This window comes from Streptomyces sp. NPDC032745 (genome assembly GCF_055579465.1).
Window position 1 is genome coordinate 208,405 of record NZ_JBVING010000014.1, and the last position, 19,032, is coordinate 227,436.

Annotated in this window: 19 protein-coding genes, 1 pseudogene and 1 riboswitch; of the genes and pseudogenes, 12 read left to right on the forward strand and 8 right to left on the reverse strand. The window is 72.1% G+C overall.

What is annotated here, in order from left to right:
• Positions 1–35 precede the first annotated feature (35 nt).
• The 5 genes and pseudogenes from macS to ACZ5WG_RS30775 all read left to right on the forward strand — a co-directional run bounded on the left by macS (position 36) and on the right by ACZ5WG_RS30775 (position 4,178).
• Complete coding sequence (gene macS, locus ACZ5WG_RS30755; RefSeq protein WP_468727474.1) at positions 36–1,247, forward strand: MacS family sensor histidine kinase; 1,212 nt, start codon at positions 36–38, stop codon at positions 1,245–1,247.
• Between the two features lie 50 nt (positions 1,248–1,297).
• Positions 1,298–1,942 (forward strand): response regulator, encoded by a 645-nt coding sequence (locus ACZ5WG_RS30760; RefSeq protein WP_048480546.1) that lies wholly within the window; start codon positions 1,298–1,300, stop codon positions 1,940–1,942.
• A 177-nt stretch (positions 1,943–2,119) separates the two neighbouring features.
• On the forward strand, positions 2,120–3,148 hold the full coding sequence (locus ACZ5WG_RS30765) for a 6-phosphofructokinase (RefSeq protein WP_468727476.1): 1,029 nt from the start codon (positions 2,120–2,122) through the stop codon (positions 3,146–3,148).
• A gap of 49 nt (positions 3,149–3,197) precedes the next feature.
• Positions 3,198–3,824: pseudogene (locus tag ACZ5WG_RS30770) on the forward strand (NAD(P)-dependent oxidoreductase); the annotation flags it as partial.
• Between the two features lie 69 nt (positions 3,825–3,893).
• Positions 3,894–4,178, forward strand: coding sequence for a hypothetical protein (locus ACZ5WG_RS30775; protein ID WP_468727477.1), 285 nt, complete (start codon positions 3,894–3,896; stop codon positions 4,176–4,178).
• A 60-nt stretch (positions 4,179–4,238) separates the two neighbouring features.
• Here the strand turns inward: ACZ5WG_RS30775 and ACZ5WG_RS30780 are convergent, their stop codons facing one another.
• Positions 4,239–6,134, reverse strand: a complete 1,896-nt coding sequence (locus tag ACZ5WG_RS30780) for an anthranilate synthase family protein (protein ID WP_468727479.1) — start codon at positions 6,132–6,134, stop codon at positions 4,239–4,241.
• 256 nt (positions 6,135–6,390) lie between these two features.
• On the opposite strand from ACZ5WG_RS30780, the gene ACZ5WG_RS30785 reads away from it, so the two are divergent.
• Complete coding sequence (locus tag ACZ5WG_RS30785; RefSeq protein WP_468727480.1) at positions 6,391–7,755, forward strand: class II 3-deoxy-7-phosphoheptulonate synthase; 1,365 nt, start codon at positions 6,391–6,393, stop codon at positions 7,753–7,755.
• Positions 7,756–7,914: 159 nt separating this feature from the next.
• A complete protein-coding gene (locus ACZ5WG_RS30790) occupies positions 7,915–8,163 on the forward strand; it encodes a (2Fe-2S)-binding protein (protein WP_468727482.1) in 249 nt (82 codons plus the stop codon).
• A 29-nt stretch (positions 8,164–8,192) separates the two neighbouring features.
• Here ACZ5WG_RS30790 and bfr read toward each other — a convergent pair whose 3' ends face one another.
• Positions 8,193–8,672, reverse strand: coding sequence for a bacterioferritin (gene bfr / locus ACZ5WG_RS30795; RefSeq protein WP_030291847.1), 480 nt, complete (start codon positions 8,670–8,672; stop codon positions 8,193–8,195).
• A gap of 201 nt (positions 8,673–8,873) precedes the next feature.
• On the opposite strand from bfr, the gene ACZ5WG_RS30800 reads away from it, so the two are divergent.
• Positions 8,874–9,506 (forward strand): sulfite oxidase-like oxidoreductase, encoded by a 633-nt coding sequence (locus ACZ5WG_RS30800; protein WP_053785179.1) that lies wholly within the window; start codon positions 8,874–8,876, stop codon positions 9,504–9,506.
• Positions 9,507–9,539: 33 nt separating this feature from the next.
• On the opposite strand, the gene ACZ5WG_RS30805 is transcribed toward ACZ5WG_RS30800, so the two are convergent.
• The 6 genes from ACZ5WG_RS30805 to thiO form a co-directional block, all read right to left on the reverse strand.
• Positions 9,540–10,037: a DUF4396 domain-containing protein gene (locus tag ACZ5WG_RS30805; RefSeq protein ID WP_468727484.1), complete on the reverse strand. Its 498-nt coding sequence runs from the start codon at positions 10,035–10,037 to the stop codon at positions 9,540–9,542.
• A 79-nt stretch (positions 10,038–10,116) separates the two neighbouring features.
• On the reverse strand, positions 10,117–10,974 hold the full coding sequence (locus tag ACZ5WG_RS30810) for a deoxyribonuclease IV (RefSeq protein ID WP_468727486.1): 858 nt from the start codon (positions 10,972–10,974) through the stop codon (positions 10,117–10,119).
• Positions 10,975–11,006: 32 nt separating this feature from the next.
• Positions 11,007–12,923, reverse strand: a complete 1,917-nt coding sequence (gene pknB, locus ACZ5WG_RS30815) for a Stk1 family PASTA domain-containing Ser/Thr kinase (RefSeq protein ID WP_468727488.1) — start codon at positions 12,921–12,923, stop codon at positions 11,007–11,009.
• Positions 12,924–13,207: 284 nt separating this feature from the next.
• Complete coding sequence (locus ACZ5WG_RS30820) at positions 13,208–14,002, reverse strand: thiazole synthase (protein ID WP_468727490.1); 795 nt, start codon at positions 14,000–14,002, stop codon at positions 13,208–13,210.
• A gap of 5 nt (positions 14,003–14,007) precedes the next feature.
• Positions 14,008–14,208 carry a sulfur carrier protein ThiS gene (gene thiS / locus ACZ5WG_RS30825; RefSeq protein WP_468727491.1) on the reverse strand — a complete coding sequence of 67 codons (201 nt, stop codon included), beginning with the start codon at positions 14,206–14,208 and terminating at the stop codon, positions 14,008–14,010.
• Entirely contained in the window at positions 14,205–15,386 is a 1,182-nt protein-coding gene (thiO, locus tag ACZ5WG_RS30830; RefSeq protein WP_468727493.1) for a glycine oxidase ThiO, read from the reverse strand. Before thiO ends, thiS begins: the two co-directional genes overlap by 4 nt.
• Positions 15,384–15,496, reverse strand: a riboswitch (TPP riboswitch). Its footprint overlaps the gene before it by 3 nt.
• A gap of 103 nt (positions 15,497–15,599) precedes the next feature.
• On the opposite strand from thiO, the gene ACZ5WG_RS30835 reads away from it, so the two are divergent.
• From ACZ5WG_RS30835 to metF, 4 genes are all read left to right on the forward strand, one after another.
• On the forward strand, positions 15,600–16,820 hold the full coding sequence (locus tag ACZ5WG_RS30835; protein WP_468727495.1) for an NAD(P)/FAD-dependent oxidoreductase: 1,221 nt from the start codon (positions 15,600–15,602) through the stop codon (positions 16,818–16,820).
• A 68-nt stretch (positions 16,821–16,888) separates the two neighbouring features.
• Positions 16,889–17,254, forward strand: coding sequence for an Rv2175c family DNA-binding protein (locus ACZ5WG_RS30840; RefSeq protein WP_266667823.1), 366 nt, complete (start codon positions 16,889–16,891; stop codon positions 17,252–17,254).
• 84 nt (positions 17,255–17,338) lie between these two features.
• The gene (gene thiE, locus ACZ5WG_RS30845) at positions 17,339–17,989 is read left to right on the forward strand and encodes a thiamine phosphate synthase (RefSeq protein WP_468727496.1); all 651 of its coding nucleotides are present in this window, start codon (positions 17,339–17,341) and stop codon (positions 17,987–17,989) included.
• Between the two features lie 120 nt (positions 17,990–18,109).
• Entirely contained in the window at positions 18,110–19,027 is a 918-nt protein-coding gene (metF, locus tag ACZ5WG_RS30850) for a methylenetetrahydrofolate reductase [NAD(P)H] (protein WP_468727498.1), read from the forward strand.
• Positions 19,028–19,032 lie beyond the last annotated feature (5 nt).

The following is a 19,032-nucleotide window of genomic DNA, read 5'->3' on the forward strand; positions in this document are numbered from 1 at the left end:
AGAACGGGCGGCACCGCCCGCACGGGGTGGGGGAGATGGCGAAACGCGAACGCGTCGTGCGCATGTCGGTCGAGCAGCCGCTGTGGCGGGCCCTGACCGCCTACCGGCTGATCACCATGGTCTACGCGGCCCTGCTGTTCGCCTCGGCGTACAAGGACTTCGACCGCCCCTGGGTCGCGGCCGGCTACCTCGCCGTGCTCGCCGTCTGGACCGTGGCCACCCACCGCAAGGTGGCGAACGCCGTCAGCTGCACCAAGCGGTTCCTCGGGGCCGACCTCACCGTCGCCCTCGTCGGGATCCTGCTCACCCCGGTCGCGGACACGTACGAGCGGATCGCCGCCGGCGGCCCCACCCTCCCCAGCATCTGGACGGCGGGCTCCGTCCTCGCCTTCGCGATCAAGGGCGGCTGGCGCTGGGCGGGATTCGCCTCGACCTTCGTGGCCGCGGCCAACGTCCTGGTCCACGGCGGCGATCCCACCCGCGACACCCTGCACAACGTGCTGCTGGTCTGGGTGGCCTCCATCGCCATCGGGTACGTCGTCGAGGTCGCCCGGGCCAGTGAGGCCACCCTCGCCCGCGCCCTGGAGATCGAGGCCGCCACCCGCGAGCGCGAGCGCCTGGCCCGCGACATCCACGACGGGGTCCTCCAGGTCCTCGCCATGGTCCAGCGGCGCGGCACCGAGCTGGGCGGCGAGGCCGCCGAGCTCGGCAGGATGGCCGGGGAGCAGGAGGTGGCGCTGCGCACCCTGGTCTCCAGCGGGCTGGTGCCCGCCTCCCGGATCTGCCGCGACGAGTCGCTCGGCGCGCTGGTGGACGCGTACGAGGTGGAGGAGCCCGGCGCCGACGAGGGCGAGCTGGATCTGCGGACGCTCCTCGCCCCGCACGCCGGATCCCGGGTCAGCTTCGCCGAGCCGGGCACGCCGGTCCTGCTGCCGGTGCCCGCGGCGAAGGAGCTGGCCGCCGCGGTCGGCGCCGCCCTCGACAACGTGCGCAAGCACGCCGGGGACGGGGCCAAGGCCTGGATCCTGGTCGAGGACTGGGGCGACGAGGTGATCGTGACCGTCCGCGACGACGGCCCGGGCATCCCGGCGGGCCGGCTCGACCAGGCCGAGGGCGAGGGCCGGATGGGCGTGGCCCTGTCCATCCGCGGCCGGCTGCGGGACCTCGGCGGCAGCGCCGAGCTGGTGTCCGTCCCCGGGCAGGGCACCGAAGTGGAACTGAAAGTACCTAGGGGGAGAACCCAGTGAGCCAGACCGACGCGTCCCACGAGCCGAACGAGCTCGGCGCGATCAAGGTGATGGTCGTGGACGACCATCCGATGTGGCGGGACGCGGTCGCCCGCGACCTGGCCGCCGCGGGCTTCGACGTGGTCGCGACGGCCGGCGACGGCCCCGAGGCGGTCCGCCGGGCCGTGCCCGCCGCCCCCCACGTCCTGGTCCTCGACCTCAACCTGCCGGGCATGCCCGGGGTGCAGGTCTGCAAGGAGCTCGTCGGCGCCAACCCCGCGCTGCGCGTCCTGGTCCTGTCCGCCAGCGGTGAGCACGCCGACGTCCTGGAAGCGGTGAAGTCCGGCGCGACCGGCTACCTGCTCAAGTCCGCGGGCGCCCAGGAGCTGATCGACGCGGTCCGCCGGACCGCGGCCGGCGACCCGGTGTTCACCCCGGGCCTGGCCGGTCTGGTGCTCGGCGAGTACCGGCGTCTGGCCACCGACCCGGCGCCCGCCGCCCCCGACGAGCCGAAGGCCCCGCAACTGACCGACCGGGAGACCGAGGTGCTGCGGCTGGTGGCCAAGGGGCTCTCGTACAAGCAGATCGCGGAGCGCCTCGTCATCTCCCACCGCACGGTGCAGAACCACGTGCAGAACACCCTGGGCAAGCTCCAGTTGCACAACCGGGTGGAGCTCGTCCGGTACGCGATAGAGCGCGGCCTCGACGACGCGTAACGGGGGACGCGCGCGGTGTCGTACGTCGTACTTACGTCCTCGTACGAGTGAACGGGGGGACGCAACGCCCCGTAATTCCACCGGAATTGACCCTTCCCAGGCTCTTGCTGTGACCTGAGTCACCACTAGCGTGACCGTCGTGCGGGCTCAGTGGGCCCTGTGGCGAAGGGAAGTTCCATGAAGGTCGGAGTGCTGACGGGCGGCGGCGACTGCCCCGGGCTCAACGCGGTCATCCGGGCCGTCGTCCGCAAGGGCGTCCAGGAGTACGGGTGCGAGTTCATCGGCTTCAAGGACGGCTGGCGCGGCGCGGTCGAGGGGGACGCCGTCCCGCTCGGCATCTCCGCCGTCCGCGGCATCCTGCCGCGCGGCGGCACCATCCTCGGCTCCTCGCGGACCAACCCGTTCAAGCAGGAGAACGGGGTCCGGCAGATCAAGGAGAACCTCGCGAAGTACGAGGTCGAGGCCCTCGTCGCGATCGGCGGCGAGGACACCCTGGGCGTGGCCGCCAAGCTGTACGGGGAGTACGGCATCCCGTGCGTCGGCGTCCCGAAGACCATCGACAACGACCTGTCGGCCACGGACTACACCTTCGGCTTCGACACGGCGGTGGGCATCGCCACGGAGGCCATCGACCGCCTGCACACCACGGCCGAGTCGCACATGCGGGTGCTCGTCGTCGAGGTGATGGGCCGGCACGCCGGCTGGATCGCCCTGCACTCGGGGCTGGCGGGCGGCGCCAACGTCATCCTCATCCCGGAGCAGCGCTTCGACGTGGACCAGGTGTGCGCGTGGGTGACCTCCCGGTTCAAGGCGAGCTACGCACCGATCGTGGTGATCGCCGAGGGAGCCATGCCCAAGGACGGGGAGATGGTGCTGAAGGACGCCACCACCGACTCGTTCGGGCACGTCCGGCTGTCGGGCGTGGGGGAGTGGCTGGCCAAGGAGATCGAGGCGCGGACCGGCAAGGAGGCCCGGACCACGGTGCTCGGGCACATCCAGCGCGGCGGCACGCCGAGCGCCTTCGACCGGTGGCTGGCGACGCGGTTCGGCCTGCACGCGATCGACGCCGTGCACGACGGTGACTTCGGGAAGATGGTCGCGCTGAAGGGGACGGACATCGTGCGGGTCGCGATCGCGGACGCGACGGCGAAGCTGAAGACCGTGGACCCGGCGCTGTACGAGGAGGTCGGGGTGTTCTTCGGCTGAGCCGGAGCGGGCGGGCGGGCTGTGGGTCGTAACGGCCGTAAGGTGACGAAACGACCCATGGTCCGGGCGCGTGCTGCGGACCCTGGCCGGGGGCGGGACGAAGATGATCACCCAGCGGTCCACCGGCTTCAACAACATCGACCTGGACGTCGCCCGGCGGCTCGGCATGACCGTGAGCCGGGTCTCGTACGTGGGGTGGGACGTCGTACAGAACCCGGCGTGCGTGGAGCCGGGCATGGAGTACGTGGACAAGCAGGAGCTGCTCACGTCCGCGGACCTGGTCAGCCTGCACGTGCCGCTGCTGGAGTCGACGCACCACCTCATCGACGCGGCCGCGCTGCGGACGATGAAGGACGACGCGATCCTGGTGAACTCCAGCCGCGGCGGGCTGATCGACTCGGAGGCGCTGGTGTCCGAGCTGCGGTCCGGGCGCTTCGAGGGGGTCGGGCTGGACGTGTACGAGGCCGAGGCCGGGCTGTTCTTCCTGGACAAGTCCCTGGAGGCCGTCGAGGACGACACCCTGGCCCGCCTGATCACGTTCCCGAACGTGGTGGTCACCTCGCACCAGGCGTACTACACGCGCGACGCGGTGGGCCAGATCATCGAGACGACGGTCCGGAACGTGGCGGACTATCTGGCGGGGCGGAGGTCGGAGAACACGCTGTCCCCCGAGTGACGCGAGTTCGTCCGGAGTTCAGGCCGGAGCCATCTGTGCGGCGCGGGTGCATGGTCTAGATTCGGCCGCGTGGACATACCTTCCGTGGGCCGCTGGATCCTCATGGCCTTTGCCGCGATACAGCTCGTGTACGCCGTCCGGGCCCTGCGGCCCGCGCTCCGTTCCCGGCCGGGGGAGAGGGTGGACGCGTGGCTGGCGTTCGCGGACCCGGCGGTGGGCGCGCCGGTGTCGCTGGCGCTGGCCTTCGGGAACCTCACGATGGTCCTCGCCGGCATGGCGGTACTGGGCCCGGTCCTGACCTGGCAGCTGGTCCGGACGATCCTGTCCCGCCGCACGAAGCCGACCCCGGCCTGACGGCTCCCGCTGCGCGGAGCTCCTGCCCCTCCAGGGGAAAGGCCCGCGCAGCGGACCCGGCTAGACCGCGGCCGTCGTCACGGCGACCAGGAGCTCGCGGAGCAGGTCGGCGCCTCGGAGGGTGAGGATCGATTCCGGGTGGAACTGGACTCCCGCGAAGGCGGATGCGCGGAGGGCGTGGACCTCCCCCGTCACCGCGTCCCGGGAGACCTCCACACCCTGCTCCGACAGGCGGGCCGCCGCAGCGTCGGGGCAGTGCGCCGTGTACGTGTTGTAGAAGCCCACCACCTCCTCCTCGCCGAAGAGGTCGATCCGCGTCTGCGTCCCCTGCGCAGGCTCCGCCTTGCGGATCAGCGGCAGGCCCAGCTCGGCCGCCAGCAGCTCGTGCCCGAGGCAGACGCCCAGGATCCCGGACCGGTGCCCCGCCAGGAGTTCCGCCGTCAGCCCGCGCAGCATCCGCATCTTCGGGTCGGCCGCGTCCGCCGGGTTACCCGGCCCCGGGCCCAGGACGACCGGGCCGGTCCAGGACAGGGCCGTCTCCCGCAGCCCGGGATCGTCGTAGCGGCGTACCGTCACCTCCAGCCCCGTCACCCGCAGCACATGGGCCAGCATCGCCGTGAAGGTGTCCTCGCCGTCCACCACCAGGGCGTGGCCGGCCCGGGCCGGGGGCCGGTCCTGCATCCGGAGCCAGAACGGCGCCAGGTCCCGGCGGCGCGCCGCGAGGGCCGCCCGGACCCGGGGGTCGGCCGCGAGGCCGGTCGCCCCGAACGCCGGCCGCGGGGCCGCCGGGCGGACCCCGAGCGCCGCCAGCACCCCGGCCGCCTTCGCGTGCGTCTCCGCCACCTCGCCCGCCGGGTCCGAGTGCCGGACCAGCGTGGCGCCCACCGGCACCCGCAGCGTGCCGTCCGCCGCGATGTCCGCGGTCCGGATCAGGATCGGGGAGTCCAGCGTCTGGGACCCCGAGGCGTCCACGCCCAGCAGGGCCAGGGCGCCGGCGTAGTACCCGCGCCCGCCGGCCTCGTACCGCTCGATCACCCGGCAGGCGTTCTGCACCGGCGACCCGGTCACCGTCGCCGCGAACATCGTCTCGCGCAGCACCTCCCGCACGTCCAGCGAGGAGCGGCCGCGCAGCTCGTACTCGGTGTGCGCGAGGTGCGCCATCTCCTTCAGCCGCGGCCCGACGACGACCCCGCCACGGTCGCCGACCGTGCACATCATCTTCAGCTCCTCGTCCACGACCATGGAGAGCTCCTCGGTCTCCTTGCGGTCGCCGAGGAAGGCGAGGAGCGACTCGGCCGTCGGGCCCCCGGCCGGATGGCGGTAGGTGCCGCTGATCGGATTCATCACGACCGTGCCGCCGGACATCCGCACGTGCACCTCGGGGCTGGCCCCGACCAGCGTCCGGTCCCCCGTGTGCACGACGTACGTCCAGTACGCGCCGCGCTCGCCCAGCAGCAGCCGCCGGAACAGCGCGAGCGCGTCGGCCCGCCCGAAGCCCTCGATCCGGCCCTCGTACGTGCGCCGGATGACGAAGTTCGCGCCCTCGCCGCGGCCGATCTCGTCCCGGATCACCCGCTCGACGGTCGCCGCGTACTCCTCGTCGGGCACGTCGAAGCCGCCGCCCTCGACCCGGACCGGGTGCTCCGGCAGCGCGGCCAGCGCCTCGGCGAGGGGGACCTCGTACGCCTCCTCGGCGGCCAGCACGCTCAGCGGCGTGCCGTCGTCGCGTACGTCGAACCCGCGCTCGCGGATCTGGCGGAACGGCACGAGGGCGAGGGTGGGCAGCTCCCGTACGGGCAGCTCGGCCAGGCGCCCGGCCTCGTGGACCGGGCCGATCAGCACCTCGACGGTGTCGTGGTCGCGGCCGGGGGTCCGGCGGCGCAGCAGGGCGAAGGGCGGGCAGGAGTCGTCGAGCAGCTCGAGCAGGCGGCTGGGTTCCAGGCGGCTGGTGTCCATGGGGCGGGCGTCCTTCTCCATCGGCGGGGTGAAGAGGAGCGGCCGGGCCCGGAAAGCACCGAAGGCCGCCCCTCGGGCGGCCTTCGCGTCGTGCGTGTCAGTGGGTACGCGCGAGAAGTGGGCCGCCGGGAGCGGGCCACCACCAGTTCTGGTTCGAGAGCGCGTACATGCCGCCGACGATAGCCCACCCGCACCCGCAGAGACACCCGTCTCACCCAGTGGGCGCCGGGCTGGACGTGACGCAAGACGCCGTAATGTGTACGAGGTGACCGTGAACGCTGAAACCCAAGCCCCCGCCGCCAAGGCGACCTGGCGAGACCTTCCCGCGGCGCAGCAGCCTTCGTACCCCGATGCCGAGGCACTGCGCGCTGTCGTCGCGGACCTCGAGTCGTATCCTCCGCTCGTTTTCGCGGGTGAGTGCGACCAGCTGCGCGCCCGTCTGGGAGCCGTCGCCAAGGGCGAGGCGTTCCTGCTGCAGGGCGGCGACTGTGCCGAGGCCTTCGACGCCGTGTCCGCCGAGCACATCCGAGCCAAGCTGAAGACGCTGCTCCAGATGAGCGCCGTCCTGACGTACGCCGCCTCCGTGCCCGTCGTCAAGGTCGGCCGCATCGCGGGCCAGTACTCCAAGCCGCGCTCCAAGGACACCGAGACCCGCGACGGCGTCACCCTGCCGACCTACCGCGGCGACTCCGTCAACGGCTTCGCCTTCACCGAAGGGGCCCGGATCCCGGACCCCGAGCGGCTGAAGCGCATGTACCACGCGTCCGCGTCGACGCTGAACCTGGTGCGCGCCTTCACCACCGGTGGTTACGCCGACCTGCGCCAGGTGCACGCCTGGAACCAGGACTTCGTGAAGTCCTCCCCGTCCGGGCAGCGCTACGAGCAGCTCGCGCGGGAGATCGACAACGCGCTGAACTTCATGAAGGCGTGCGGTACCGACCCGGCCGAGTTCAAGGCCGTCGAGTTCTACGCCTCCCACGAGGCGCTGCTGCTCGACTACGAGGGCGCGCTGACCCGCACCGACTCGCGTACGGGCAAGCTGTACGACACCTCCGGCCACATGGTCTGGATCGGTGAGCGCACGCGCCAGCTGGACCACGCGCACATCGAGTTCTGCTCGCAGATCGCCAACCCGATCGGCATCAAGCTCGGCCCGACCACCACGGTGGACGAGGCCCTGACGTACATCGACCGCTTGGACCCCGAGCGCGAGCCGGGCCGGCTGACCTTCGTCGTCCGCATGGGCGCCGACAAGGTCCGCGACAAGCTCCCCGAGCTGGTCGAGAAGGTCACCGCCTCCGGTGCGACGGTCGGCTGGGTCACCGACCCGATGCACGGCAACACCTTCGAGGCGGCCTCGGGCCACAAGACGCGCCGTTTCGACGACGTGCTCGACGAGGTCAAGGGCTTCTTCGAGGTCCACAAGGGCCTCGGCACCCACCCGGGCGGCATCCACGTCGAGCTCACCGGTGACGACGTCACCGAGTGCGTGGGCGGCGGCGACGAGATCTTCGTCGACGACCTGCACCAGCGCTACGAGACGGCCTGCGACCCGCGGCTCAACCGCAGCCAGTCCCTGGACCTGGCCTTCCTGGTCGCCGAGATGTACCGCGATCAGTAAGCGCGATCAGTAGGTAGAAACGCACGAGAGTGGGGCACGGATCGATGTGATCCGTGCCCCACAGTCGTTCCCAGGGCTTTTGGGCGAGCCTCACTTTGGGTACGGTTAGGTAAGCCTCACCGAATAGGGGATGGCTGCAAAACCATTCCTGCCAGGGAGGTGAACCGCGTGTACGTCTGCTCTTGCTTCGGGATCACCGACAAGCAGGTCAAGGAGCACGCGGCCGCCGGGGCCTGCACCCCCCGCCAGATCGCCTCGGTCACCAAGGCCGGCACCGACTGCGGATCATGCGTACGCACCATCCAGGGCATCCTGGGCCGCGGGGCCTGCCCGCGCCGGGAGCTGCTGGAGAAGGGCAACGCGGCCGCCGTGCTCGCCGCCGACCCGGAGCTCGCGGAAGCCGCGTAAGGCCTGGGCCCGCAGGGTCGCGCTGCGGCTCAGCTCTCCGGCTGCTCGATCAGCTGCGCGATGTAGAGCGGCTCACCGATGCTCTCGATGAGCTCCAGCTGGGTGTCGAGGTAGTCGATGTGGTGCTCCTCGTCCCCCAGGATCTCCTCGAAGAGGCGCGCCGAGGTCACGTCGCCCTTGCCGCGCATCACCTCGATCCCCCGCTTGAGGCGGTCGATGGCCTCGACCTCGACCTGCCGGTCCGCCTGGAACATCTCCGTCAGGGTCTGGCCGACCCGTACGTGGAAGAGCCGCTGGTAGTTCGGCAGCCCGTCCAGCATGAGGATGCGCTCGGTGATCTTGTCCGCGTGCTTCATCTCGTCGATGGACTCGGCACGGGTGTAGTTCGCGAGCTTGGTCCAACCCTTGTTGTCCTGGATCCGGTAGTGGAGCCAGTACTGGTTGATCGCCGTGAGCTCGCCGGTCAACTGCTCGTTCAGAAACTCGAGGACCTCGGGGTCGCCCTGCATTGCAGAGGCTCCTTCCAGGCAATGTCAGCTGTGTGACGGGTCTGGGGGTACCTCCCAGCCGTGACTGGGGGAGTGCGCGCATCCTTGCACCGCCGCAGGAGGCCGTCCAGTAAGTGCCTCCTTAGTGTGAGTTGCCGTGACTTGCCCGTATAGGGGCATAGCTGGTCGTGACCACCCCGCCACGTCTGTCACCATGGAGGCATGGGTCAGCCGGAAAGCCGGGAATCTCCGGGAGCAGAGCAGCTGGAGCTTCCACCGGGGCAACGGTTGCAGCGCGGCTGGCCGGTCACCCATTACGGCCCGGTCCCCAAGTTCAAGCCGGACCGCTGGGAGTTCCGCGTCTTCGGAGCCACCGCCGACGGTGACAAGCACTGCTGGAACCACGAGGAATTCACGGCCCTGCCGTTCGAATCGGTCGTGGCGGACCTGCACTGCGTGACGAAGTTCAGCATGCAGGGCGCCGAATGGGGCGGGGTCCTCGCCCGCGACATCCTCGCCCTGGCGCCGCCGTCGCCGCAGGTCACGCATGTGATGGTGTGGGCCGAGTACGGCTTCAGCTCCAATCTGAGGCTGGCCGACTTCGCCTCCGACCGGACCGTCTTCGCCACCCACGAGGGCGGTGAACTGCTCACCGCCGAGCACGGTTTCCCGGTGCGGCTCGTGGTCCCGCACCTGTACGCCTGGAAGGGCCCGAAGTGGGTCCGCGGCATCGAGTACATGACCGCCGACCGCCGCGGCTTCTGGGAGGAGCGCGGCTACCACAACATCGGCGACGCCTGGCGCGAGCAGCGCTACTCGTACCAGGAGGAGCCGGGGGACGGCCCCGAGTTGTAGGGCCTGCCACCCGGGGCGGGCCGGGGCCCGTGCTCAGTGGTGGTACCGGTGCACGACCGCGTGGCCCTTGCCGCGGCCGATCAGCCACTTGTTGACCGGGGTCGTGACGACGAAGGCGAGCGCGAGCGAGATCGCCAGCACGATCCAGAACAGCGCGTCCGCGAGGTGCGCGTCCATCGCTCCAGGCCACAGCGCGATCACGCCGTTGTCGATCAGTTCCATGACGGCGATCGAAAGAGTGTCCGCGGCCAACGCCACCCGGACGGCCGTACGCAGGTCCACGCCGGCGGCGAGGACTCCGCGCAGGGTGAGGGCGTAACCGAAGAAGAACGCCAGGACGATCGCCAGGATCATCGTCGGAACGTTCCCCCACCCCAGTGCCGTGCCGATGACCATGCCGAGCACTTCGCCGATGGCGCAGCCGGTGAGGCAGTGGAGGGTGGCCTTGGCCGCCATGGCCCAGCTGGCCTGGCCGTGGCGGCTGTCGTGGTGCTGGTGGTGCGTGTCGTGCTCGTGGTGTGCGTGTTCCATCGCAACCCCCTGGGAAACGCCGGACAACGGTCCTGCGGATAGCAGAACCGTATACCCCCCAGGGGTATTCCTCAACGGATCAGTGGAGCTCGCGCAGCTCCTTCAGCAGCGCCACGTCCGCCGCGTGCCCTTCCTTGCCGCCCGGCGTCTCGATGATCAGCGGGACACCCTCCGTCGCGGGGTGCGTGAACAGCTCGGCGAAGGCGTCCCGGCCGATGTGGCCCTGCCCGATGTTGGCGTGGCGGTCCTTGTGGGCGCCCACGCCCTCCTTCGAGTCGTTCGCGTGGATCAGCTTCAGCCGCCCCTCGCCCACCGTGTCCACCAGCAGGTCCAGCGTCTGCTTGGCGCCGCCCGGCTCCGCCAGATCGTGTCCCGCGGCGAAGATGTGGCAGGTGTCCAGGCAGATCCCCAGCTTCGGATGGTGCTCCAGCGCCTCGAAGTACGGCCCGAAGTCCCAGGTCCGCGAGCACAGCGAGGAACCCTGCCCGGCCGTGGACTCCAGCAGCAGGAACGGGTCGTCGTCGTGCACCAGCTCGTCCAGCAGCGGCAGCATGTACTCCCTGACCTGCGCGTACGCCGCCTCGCGCGGGCGCCCTCCGGTCGCCGAGCCGGTGTGGACGACCACCCCGAGCGCACCGATCTCCCGGCCGCGGCGCAGCGAGTGCCGCAGCGACTCCACCGACTTCTCCACGGTCGCCTCGGTGTGCGAGCCGAAGTTGATCAGGTACGGCGCGTGCACGTACGCCGGGATCGACCCGGCCGTGCACCCGGCCCGGAACAGCTCGTCCTGTGCCGGGTTCCCGACCGGGGTGGCCCAGCCGCGGGGATTGGCCACGAAGACCTGGACGGCCTCCGCACCCATCTCCCGCGCGTACGCCAGCCCCACCGAGGCGAGCCCGCCGGCGACGGGGACGTGCCCGCCCACGGGATTGCGCACGGCCTGCTCCGTGCCCCTCTGGTCCACTGCCGCTACAGCCCCTTGGTCCGCAGGACGATCGTGCTGCCCTCGGGGGCGTTCTGGCCGCCCGGCACCGACTGGGCGTCCACCGTGTTGCTGAAGGACAGGAACGGACGCTCCACCTTCACCTTGAAACCGGCCGCCTCCAGCGTCCTGCGGGCCACGTCCGCCTCCTGGCCGGTCACGTTCGGCACCGGAATCTGCCGGGGGCCCTTGGACACGGTGAGCGTCACCGTGTCACCCGTCGCGGCCTGCGCTCCGGCGCCGATCGACTGGTTGGCGACCGTACCGGCCGGGAACGGCGAGTTGACCTGGTCGGCGGCCGTCTCGACCTTGAGTCCGGCGTCCTGCAGGGCGGCCCGCGCCTGGTCGAGGGGCCGTCCGGCCACGTTCGGCACCTGGACCGGCCGGCCCTTGCTGACCACGATCGCGACCGCCGTGTCGGGCGACCGCTTCTGCCCGCCCGTCGGATCGGTGGAGATCACCGAACCCTGGGCGACGTCCTGGCTGAACGCCTGCGTGACCAGGCCGGGAGCCAGACCGCTCTTGGTCAGCTCGGCCTTCGCGTCGTCCAGCGGCCTGCCCTTCAGATCGGGTACGACGACGACCTCCGGGCCGCGCGAGACCGTGAGTACCACCGCGCCGTTGCCGCGGATGCGCTGGCCGCTCGCCGGGTCGGAGTTCATCACCGTCCCGCGGTCGAAGGCGTCGCTGAACTTCCGGTCGATCCGCTTCACGCCGAGGCCGGCCGCGGACAGCTCGGACTTGGCCTGCGCCTCGGTCTTCCCGAGCAGGTTGGGGACCTTCGTGAACTGGCCGGCGTTGATGTACCAGACACCTGTGCCCAGACCGAGCGCGAGCAGCACCCCGGCGATCACGAGCAGCGTGCCGCGCCGCGGCCGGCGCGGAGCCGGCGGCGAAGCCGGGGCCGGCCGGGCCTCCGGGCCGTCCGGGAGCTCCAGCCGGGACGTGAGGTTCACGGGCGGCTGCACCGCGACGGGCCGCGGGATCACGCCGGTGCGGTCCTCGGTGGCGCTCCGCGTCTCGGCACGCGCCTGCGGGGGCACGGCGTCCAGCTCGGCGTCACCGAGCAGCGCGCGGGCGTCGAGGGCCAGGCCGAGCAGGGCGGCGGCGTCGGAGGGGCGCAGCTCCGGATCGCGGGCGGTGGCGTACGCGACGAGCTGGTCCAGGACACCCGGCAGCCCCGGGACGGCGGCCGACGGCGGCGGCACGTCCTCGTGGAGGTGCTGGTAGAGCACCTGGGCGGGGGTGCCGCCGGAGTGCGGCTTGGAGCCGGTGAGCATCTCGTACAGGACGACACCGCAGGCGTAGACGTCCACGCGGGTGTCGCCGCTGCCGGTCTCGATCTGCTCGGGGGCGAGGTACGAGACGGTGCCGAGGACGGAGCCGGTGGTGCTGGTGACCGAGTCGACGGACCGGACCAACCCGAAGTCCGCCACCTTGACCCGGCCGTCGTCGCCGATCAGGACGTTCTCGGGCTTCATGTCGCGGTGCACGAACCCGGCCCGGTGGGCGGCGCCGAGCGCGGCCAGGACGGGCTCGAGGATGTCGAGGGCGGCGCGGGGCTGCAGCGCGCCGCGCTCGCGGAGCACGTCGCGCAGGGTGCAGCCGGAGACGTACTCCATGGCGAGGTACGTGTACGGCCCGTCGGTGCCCTGGTCGAAAACGGCGACGACGTTGGGGTGCGCGAGGCGGGCCACGGACTTGGCCTCGCGGATGAACCGGTCGACGAAGCCGCCGTCGGCGGCGAGCGCCGGGTGCATCACCTTCAGCGCGAGCACGCGGTCGAGGCGGGTGTCGACGGCCCGGTAGACCGTCGCCATGCCGCCGGCCGCGATGCGGGCGTCGACGCGGTAGCGGCCGTCGAGTGTCTGCCCGACTAGGGGGTCGTCCAGGGTCGTATCCACCCGGCGATTCTACGAGCGTGTGCCGGAGTCCCGTCCCGGGTGGTGGTTTGTTGCAGCGCAGCTGTGACGTGTGGGCTCCGCTTCGCAGGTCGGGCGGGGTGCGGTATCCCGCTGCACGGGGCCCTCTCCCCGCCCCGCCCTTCTCCCGTTCACCGGGGCTCCGCCCGGACCTGCGCCGGTACGGCGCCTCCCCCGGACTCCGTCCGGGGGACCCCGGGGGCCGCCCCCCGCACGCCCGCGCCTCGCACGCCGGCAGGCTGGTTCTCCCCGCGCAGCGGGCGCCCTCAGAAGGCCGGGCGTTCCGGGTCGAGGGCGGCGCGGCCCTCGGCCGGGGACGAGGCCTCCGCGAAGCGGCGCTGCGGGATGCGGCCCGCGCGATACGCCAGCCGCCCCGCCGAGACGGCATCGCGCATGGCCGCCGCCATCAGGACCGGAGCCTGCGCCCGGGTCACCGCCGAGGCCAGCATCACCGCCGAGCAGCCCAGCTCCATCGCCAGGGCCACGTCCGACGCCGTACCGGCCCCCGCGTCCAGGATCACCGGAACCCCCGCCCGCTCCGCGATCAGCTCGAAGTTGTGCGGGTTGCGGATGCCCATCCCCGAGCCGATCGGAGACCCCAGCGGCATGATCGCCGCACAGCCCACGTCCTCCAGCTTCCGCGCGAGCACAGGGTCGTCGTTCGTGTACGGCAGCACCGTGAAGCCCTCGTCCACCAGGGTCTCCGCCGCGTCCAGCAGCTCCACCCCGTCCGGCAGCAGGGTCCGCTCGTCGGCCACGACCTCGAGCTTGATCCAGTCCGTGCCCAGCGCCTCCCGCGCGAGGCGCGCCGTCAGCACCGCCTCACCCGCGGTGAAGCACCCCGCCGTGTTGGGGAGTACGGAGATGTCCAGCCGGGTCAGCACCGACAGGACCGAGCCCTGGACCGTCGGGTCCAGCCGCCGCATCGCCACCGTCGTGAGCTCCGTACCGGACGCGATCAGCGCCCGTTCCAGGATGTCCAGGCTCGGCGCCCCGCCCGTCCCCATGATCAGGCGGGAGGAGAAGGTCCGGCCGCCCAGCACGAAAGCGTCGTCTGCCATCGCGCTCAGCCTCCCTGCACGGCGGTGAGGATCTCGATCCGGTCGCCCTCGCCCACCGGCGTGAGCGGCCACTGCCCGCGCGGGACCACCGTCTCGTTGAGTGCGGCCGCGACGCCGGAAGGGGCCGCGGTCAGGATGGCGACCACCGCGTCCAGGGTGGTGCCGGCCGCGACCTCGCGCGGCTCGCCGTTGACGGAGATGGTCATGCGTAGGACTCCTGACGTGCGGCGCTGAAGCGGCGCGGGGTGAACGGGCGGGCGATCTCCGGGAGCGCGCCGGTGGTCAGCAGCTCCGCCATCACGTCGCCGGTGAGCGGGGTCAGCAGCACCCCGTTGCGGTAGTGCCCGGTGGCCAGGTGCAGCCCGGGCAGCTCGGTCGGGCCGAGCAGCGGGGCGTTGTCCGGGGAGCCGGGCCGCAGCCCCGCGCGGGTCTCGGTCAGCGGCAGTTCGGTGATGCCGGGCACCAACTCGTGGGCGTCGCGCAGGAGTTCGTACACGCCGCCCGCGGTGACCGTGGTGTCCCAGCCGAGTTCCTCGCTGGTGGCGCCGATGACGAGCTCGCCGTTCTCACGCGGCACCAGGTACACGTGGCTGCCGCGGACCACCGCCCGTACCGTCCGTGACAGGAACGGCGCGTACGCCGCCGGCACCGCGAGACGCAGCACCTGCCCCTTGACCGGCCGTACGGGAGGCAGAACCTCCGCCGGTACGCCGGCCAGCCGGCCGCTGAGCGAGCCCGCGGCCAGCACCACCTGGTCGGCGCGCAGCTCCGTACCGTCGTCCAGCAGTGCGCCGGCGGCCCGGTCGGCGGTGGTGAGCAGTCGCTCCGCGTTCGCCCGGCGGATCTCCACGCCGGCGCCCTCGCAGGCGGCCAGCAGCGCGGCCGCCAGCCGGCGCGGGTCGACCTGGTGGTCGCCGTCCACGCGCAGGCCGCCGCGCACGCCCGGGGCCAGCATCGGCTCCAGGCGGCGGCACTCGCGGCCGGTGAGCCACTCGGACTCCAGGCCGCAGCGCCGCTGCAGGGCGTGCAGCTCGCGCAGGTGGAGCCGGTCGTCGGCGTCGAGGGCCACGGCGAGCGTGCCGCAGGCGCGGTAGCCGATGTCCGTCCCGCCGCCGGCGTCGGCCAGCTCGGCGGCGAACTCCGGGTAGCGGCCGGCGGAGGCGAGATTGAGGCCCAGCAGGGTCTCCTCGCCGTAGTGCAGCTCCGTGACGGCGGCGAGCATGCCGGCCGCGACCTGCGCCGCGCCGCCGCCGGGCGCCGGATCGGCGAGCACGGTCCGCAGTCCGCGCCCGGCCGCCCGCCAGGCGGTGACCAGGCCGATGATCCCGCCCCCGATGACGAGGACGTCGGATCCCCCGGCGGATCCCTTCCGAGATGAGTGCATGGGCGTCCAGCCCCTCCCTTCGCCGGCATGACCCGGATCAGGTTCGTACGGTCGGAGGCCGTCCAGCCTCCCTCTCAGCCCGGTACGCCCGGACTCCCGCGATAGGTACGACGGCCAGACTAACCCCGGCGCCGGGGCCGGGTAAGGCTGCCTCCCCGGCCGCTCCCCGGACCGCTGTTCCTGATGGAGCGTCAGATCGCTAGGCTGGGCGGTGTGAGCGAGCAGACGGAACAGACACAGAGCGGCGTCGTCATCGTCGGCGCCGGAATGGCCGGGGTGCAGACCGCGGTCGCGCTGCGGGAGCAGGGCTGGAGCGGCCCCGTGACCCTGCTGGGCGCCGAGCCCCACCAGCCGTACGACCGGCCCCCGCTGTCCAAGGCGGTGCTGCTCGGCAAGGCCGAGGACTCCGCCTTCGACGTGGACTTCGAGGGGCTGGGCATCGAGCTCCGGCTCGGGGTGGAGGTCACCGGGCTGCGGGCGGCCGAGCGCGAGCTGGACACCGAGGCGGGTCCGGTCCCGTACGAGGTGCTCGTACTGGCGACCGGTGCCGAACCGCTGACGCTGCCCGGGTCCGAGGGCGTCCAGGGCGTGCACCTGCTGCGCACCCTGGACGACGCGGCCCGGCTGCGCCCGGTGCTGGCCCAGGCGCCGGACACCGTGGTCGTCGGGGCGGGCTGGATCGGCGCCGAGTTCGCCACCGCGGCGCGCGAGGCGGGCTGCGCGGTGACCGTGGTCGAGGCGGCGGACCGGGTGCTGGCCGGGGCGCTGCCGGCGGAGGTCGCGGCCCCCATGGCCCGCTGGTACGAGGAGGCCGGGGCCGCCCTGCTGACCGGCGCCAAGGTGGCCTCGGTGGAGTCCGGGCGCGTGCTGCTCGCGGACGGCCGGGAGCTGCCGGCCGGCGCGGTGGTCGTGGGCATCGGGGCCAGGCCGGCGACCCGGTGGCTGGCGGACTCGGGGGTCGGGCTCGGCCCGGACGGCTCGGTCACGGCGGACGAGTACCTGCGGACCTCCCTGCCCGGGGTGTACGCGGTCGGCGACTGCGCGTCGTTCCCGTCGGGGCGCTACGGGGCGCGGCTGCTGGTCCACCACTGGGACAACGCCCTGCAGGGGCCGCGCGTGGTCGCGGCGAACATCGTGGCGGGGGCTCCGGCGCAGGTCTACGACCCGGTGCCGTACTTCTGGTCGGAGCAGTTCGGGCGCTTCGTGCAGTACGCGGGGCACCACGCGGGGGCGGACGAGCTGATGTGGCGCGGGGACCCCGCCGAGGCGGCGTGGTCGGTGTGCTGGCTCCGGGCCGGGACGCTGGTCGCGGTCCTGGCCGTGGGCCGGCCGAGGGATCTGGCGCAGGGCCGGAAGCTGATCGAGACGGGCGCCCCCGTGGACCCTGCCAAGGTCTCCGACCCCGCGACCCCGCTGAAATCGGCCCTCGTCTAGCTGGCCCGCAGACCCGGACGGGTCGGCTCGGGTACCGGGTGCCGGTCCGAGGTGGCAGGCTTGTGCTCGTGACCGAGATTGACGCAAAGATCGATGCCCTTGTCCCCGCCTGGCTGTACCTCCCCGACATCGCGGAGATGCTCGACATCGAAGTGACCCGGGTCCGCCAGCTGGTCAAGGAAGGTCAGCTGATCGCCGTACGCCGCGGTGAGAACCGCGCGCTGCAGGTGCCCGCCGCCTTCATCGACGGCGACAAGACCGTCAAGGGCCTCCCGGGCCTGCTGACCGTGCTCCGCGACGACGGCTTCTCCGACGAGGAGATGCTGGAGTGGCTCTTCACCGCCGACCCGACCCTGCCCGGCACCCCCGTCCAGGCGCTGAGCGAGAATCGCGGCACGGAGGTGAAGCGCCGCGCTCAGGCGCTCGCCCTCTGACCCGAGCGACCCGAGCCGCCTGATCCATCCGCGGTGCACGGGCCCTGGACGGCCCGTGCACCGCTTCCACCCCGGGGGGTACCCATGTCCGCGAACGCCCAGCTGTCCGAGTCCCGGCTCTACCTGTGCACGGACGCCCGCAAGCGGCAGGGGGACCTCCCCGAGTTCCTCGACGCGGTCCTGGCCGGGGGCGTGGACATCGTCCAGCTCCGGGACAAGGGCATGGAGGCGGGCGAGGAGCTCGAGCACCTCCAGGTGTTCGCCGACGCCGCCCGCCGGCACGGCAGGCTCCTCGCGGTGAACGACCGCGCCGACGTCGCCCACGCCATCGGCTCCGACGTCCTGCACCTGGGCCAGGGCGACATCCCGGTGCCCGCCGCCCGCGCGATCCTCGGCGAGGGGGTGCTCATCGGCCGGTCCTGCCACGCCGAGTCCGAGGTCGACGCCGCCGTCGCCGAGCCGGGCGTGGACTACTTCTGCACCGGCCCCTGCTGGCCCACCCCCACCAAGCCCGGCCGGTACGCCCCCGGCCTCGGGCTGGTCCGGTACGCGGCCTCGCTGGCGCAGGCCCGCCCCTGGTTCGCCATCGGCGGCATCGACGCCGGCAACCTCGACGAGGTCCTCGACGCCGGAGCCACCCGCATCGTGGTCGTCCGCGCCCTCACCGAGGCCTCCGACCCGGGTGCGGCCGCCGCCGATCTGGCCAAGCGGGTCCGGGAGCGCGTCTCCGCGTAGCCGTCCGCGCGCATGCGGACGCCGTACGTATCGACATAAGCGTCCGTAGAGGTGTCCAAAAACGTGTCCAAAAGGCGGACACGGCTTCGGTGACCCCGAACGCGCGTCTAACCTGCCCGTATGGCTCTTGGTACCGCTTCCACCCGTACGGACCGTGCACGCACGGTCCGTGACCTGCTGGCGTCCGGGAGCCCGTCGTACTCCTTCGAGTTCTGGGCCCCCAAGACGGAGAAGGGCGAGCGCAACCTATGGAACGCGCTGCGCCGGATCGAGGCGGTGGGCCCGAGCTTCGTCTCCGTGACCTACGGGGCCGGCGGCTCCACCCGCGGCGGCACCGTCAAGGCCACCCAGGAGATCGCCGCCGACACCACCCTGACCCCCGTCGCGCACCTCACCGCGGTCGACCACTCCATCGCCGAGCTGCGCCACGTGATCGGCCAGTTCGCCGACGCCGGCATCCGCAACATGCTGGCCCTGCGCGGCGACCCGCCGGGCGACCCCATGGGTCCCTGGGTCGCGCACCCTGAGGGCGTGCACTACGCCGCCGACCTGGTCCGGCTGCTCAAGGAGTCCGGCGACTTCTGCGTGGGCGTCGCGGCCTTTCCCGACATGCACCCGCGCTCGGAGGACTGGGACACGGACATCCGTCACTTCGTGGACAAGTGCCGTGCCGGGGCCGACTATGCGATCACCCAGATGTTCTTCGATCCGGAGAATTATCTGCGGCTGCGCGACAGCGCCGAGAAGGCGGGCTGCGAGACCCCGATCATCCCCGAGGTCATGCCTGTTGTGGGCATCAAGCAGCTCGACCGGTTGCCACAACTCAGCAACGCAGTCTTCCCCGCAGCCGTGAAAGAGCGCATGCTCGCCGTCAAGGACGATCCAGCCGCTGTACGCTCCATTGGGATCGAGTTCGCCACGGAGTTCTGCGCGCGGCTGCTGTCCGAGGGTGTCCCGGGGCTGCACTTCATCACGCTGAACAATTCCACGGCGACTCTCGAGATCTACGAGAACCTGGGCCTGCACCAGCGGGCCTGATCGGC

Bases quoted from the DNA above. Each gene is read 5' to 3' on its own strand.
- ACZ5WG_RS30780 (WP_468727479.1), bottom strand. From the start codon at position 6,134: ATGGACACCAGCCGCCTGGAACCCAGCCGCCTGCTCGAGCTGCTCGAC.
- ACZ5WG_RS30800 (WP_053785179.1), top strand. From the start codon at position 8,874: ATGGGTCAGCCGGAAAGCCGGGAATCTCCGGGAGCAGAGCAGCTGGAG.
- ACZ5WG_RS30765 (WP_468727476.1), top strand. From the start codon at position 2,120: ATGAAGGTCGGAGTGCTGACGGGCGGCGGCGACTGCCCCGGGCTCAAC.
- ACZ5WG_RS30805 (WP_468727484.1), bottom strand. From the start codon at position 10,037: ATGGAACACGCACACCACGAGCACGACACGCACCACCAGCACCACGAC.
- metF (WP_468727498.1), top strand. From the start codon at position 18,110: ATGGCTCTTGGTACCGCTTCCACCCGTACGGACCGTGCACGCACGGTC.
- ACZ5WG_RS30820 (WP_468727490.1), bottom strand. From the start codon at position 14,002: ATGGCAGACGACGCTTTCGTGCTGGGCGGCCGGACCTTCTCCTCCCGC.
- thiE (WP_468727496.1), top strand. From the start codon at position 17,339: ATGTCCGCGAACGCCCAGCTGTCCGAGTCCCGGCTCTACCTGTGCACG.
- thiO (WP_468727493.1), bottom strand. From the start codon at position 15,386: ATGCACTCATCTCGGAAGGGATCCGCCGGGGGATCCGACGTCCTCGTC.
- bfr (WP_030291847.1), bottom strand. From the start codon at position 8,672: ATGCAGGGCGACCCCGAGGTCCTCGAGTTTCTGAACGAGCAGTTGACC.
- thiS (WP_468727491.1), bottom strand. From the start codon at position 14,208: ATGACCATCTCCGTCAACGGCGAGCCGCGCGAGGTCGCGGCCGGCACC.
- macS (WP_468727474.1), top strand. From the start codon at position 36: ATGGCGAAACGCGAACGCGTCGTGCGCATGTCGGTCGAGCAGCCGCTG.
- ACZ5WG_RS30760 (WP_048480546.1), top strand. From the start codon at position 1,298: ATGGTCGTGGACGACCATCCGATGTGGCGGGACGCGGTCGCCCGCGAC.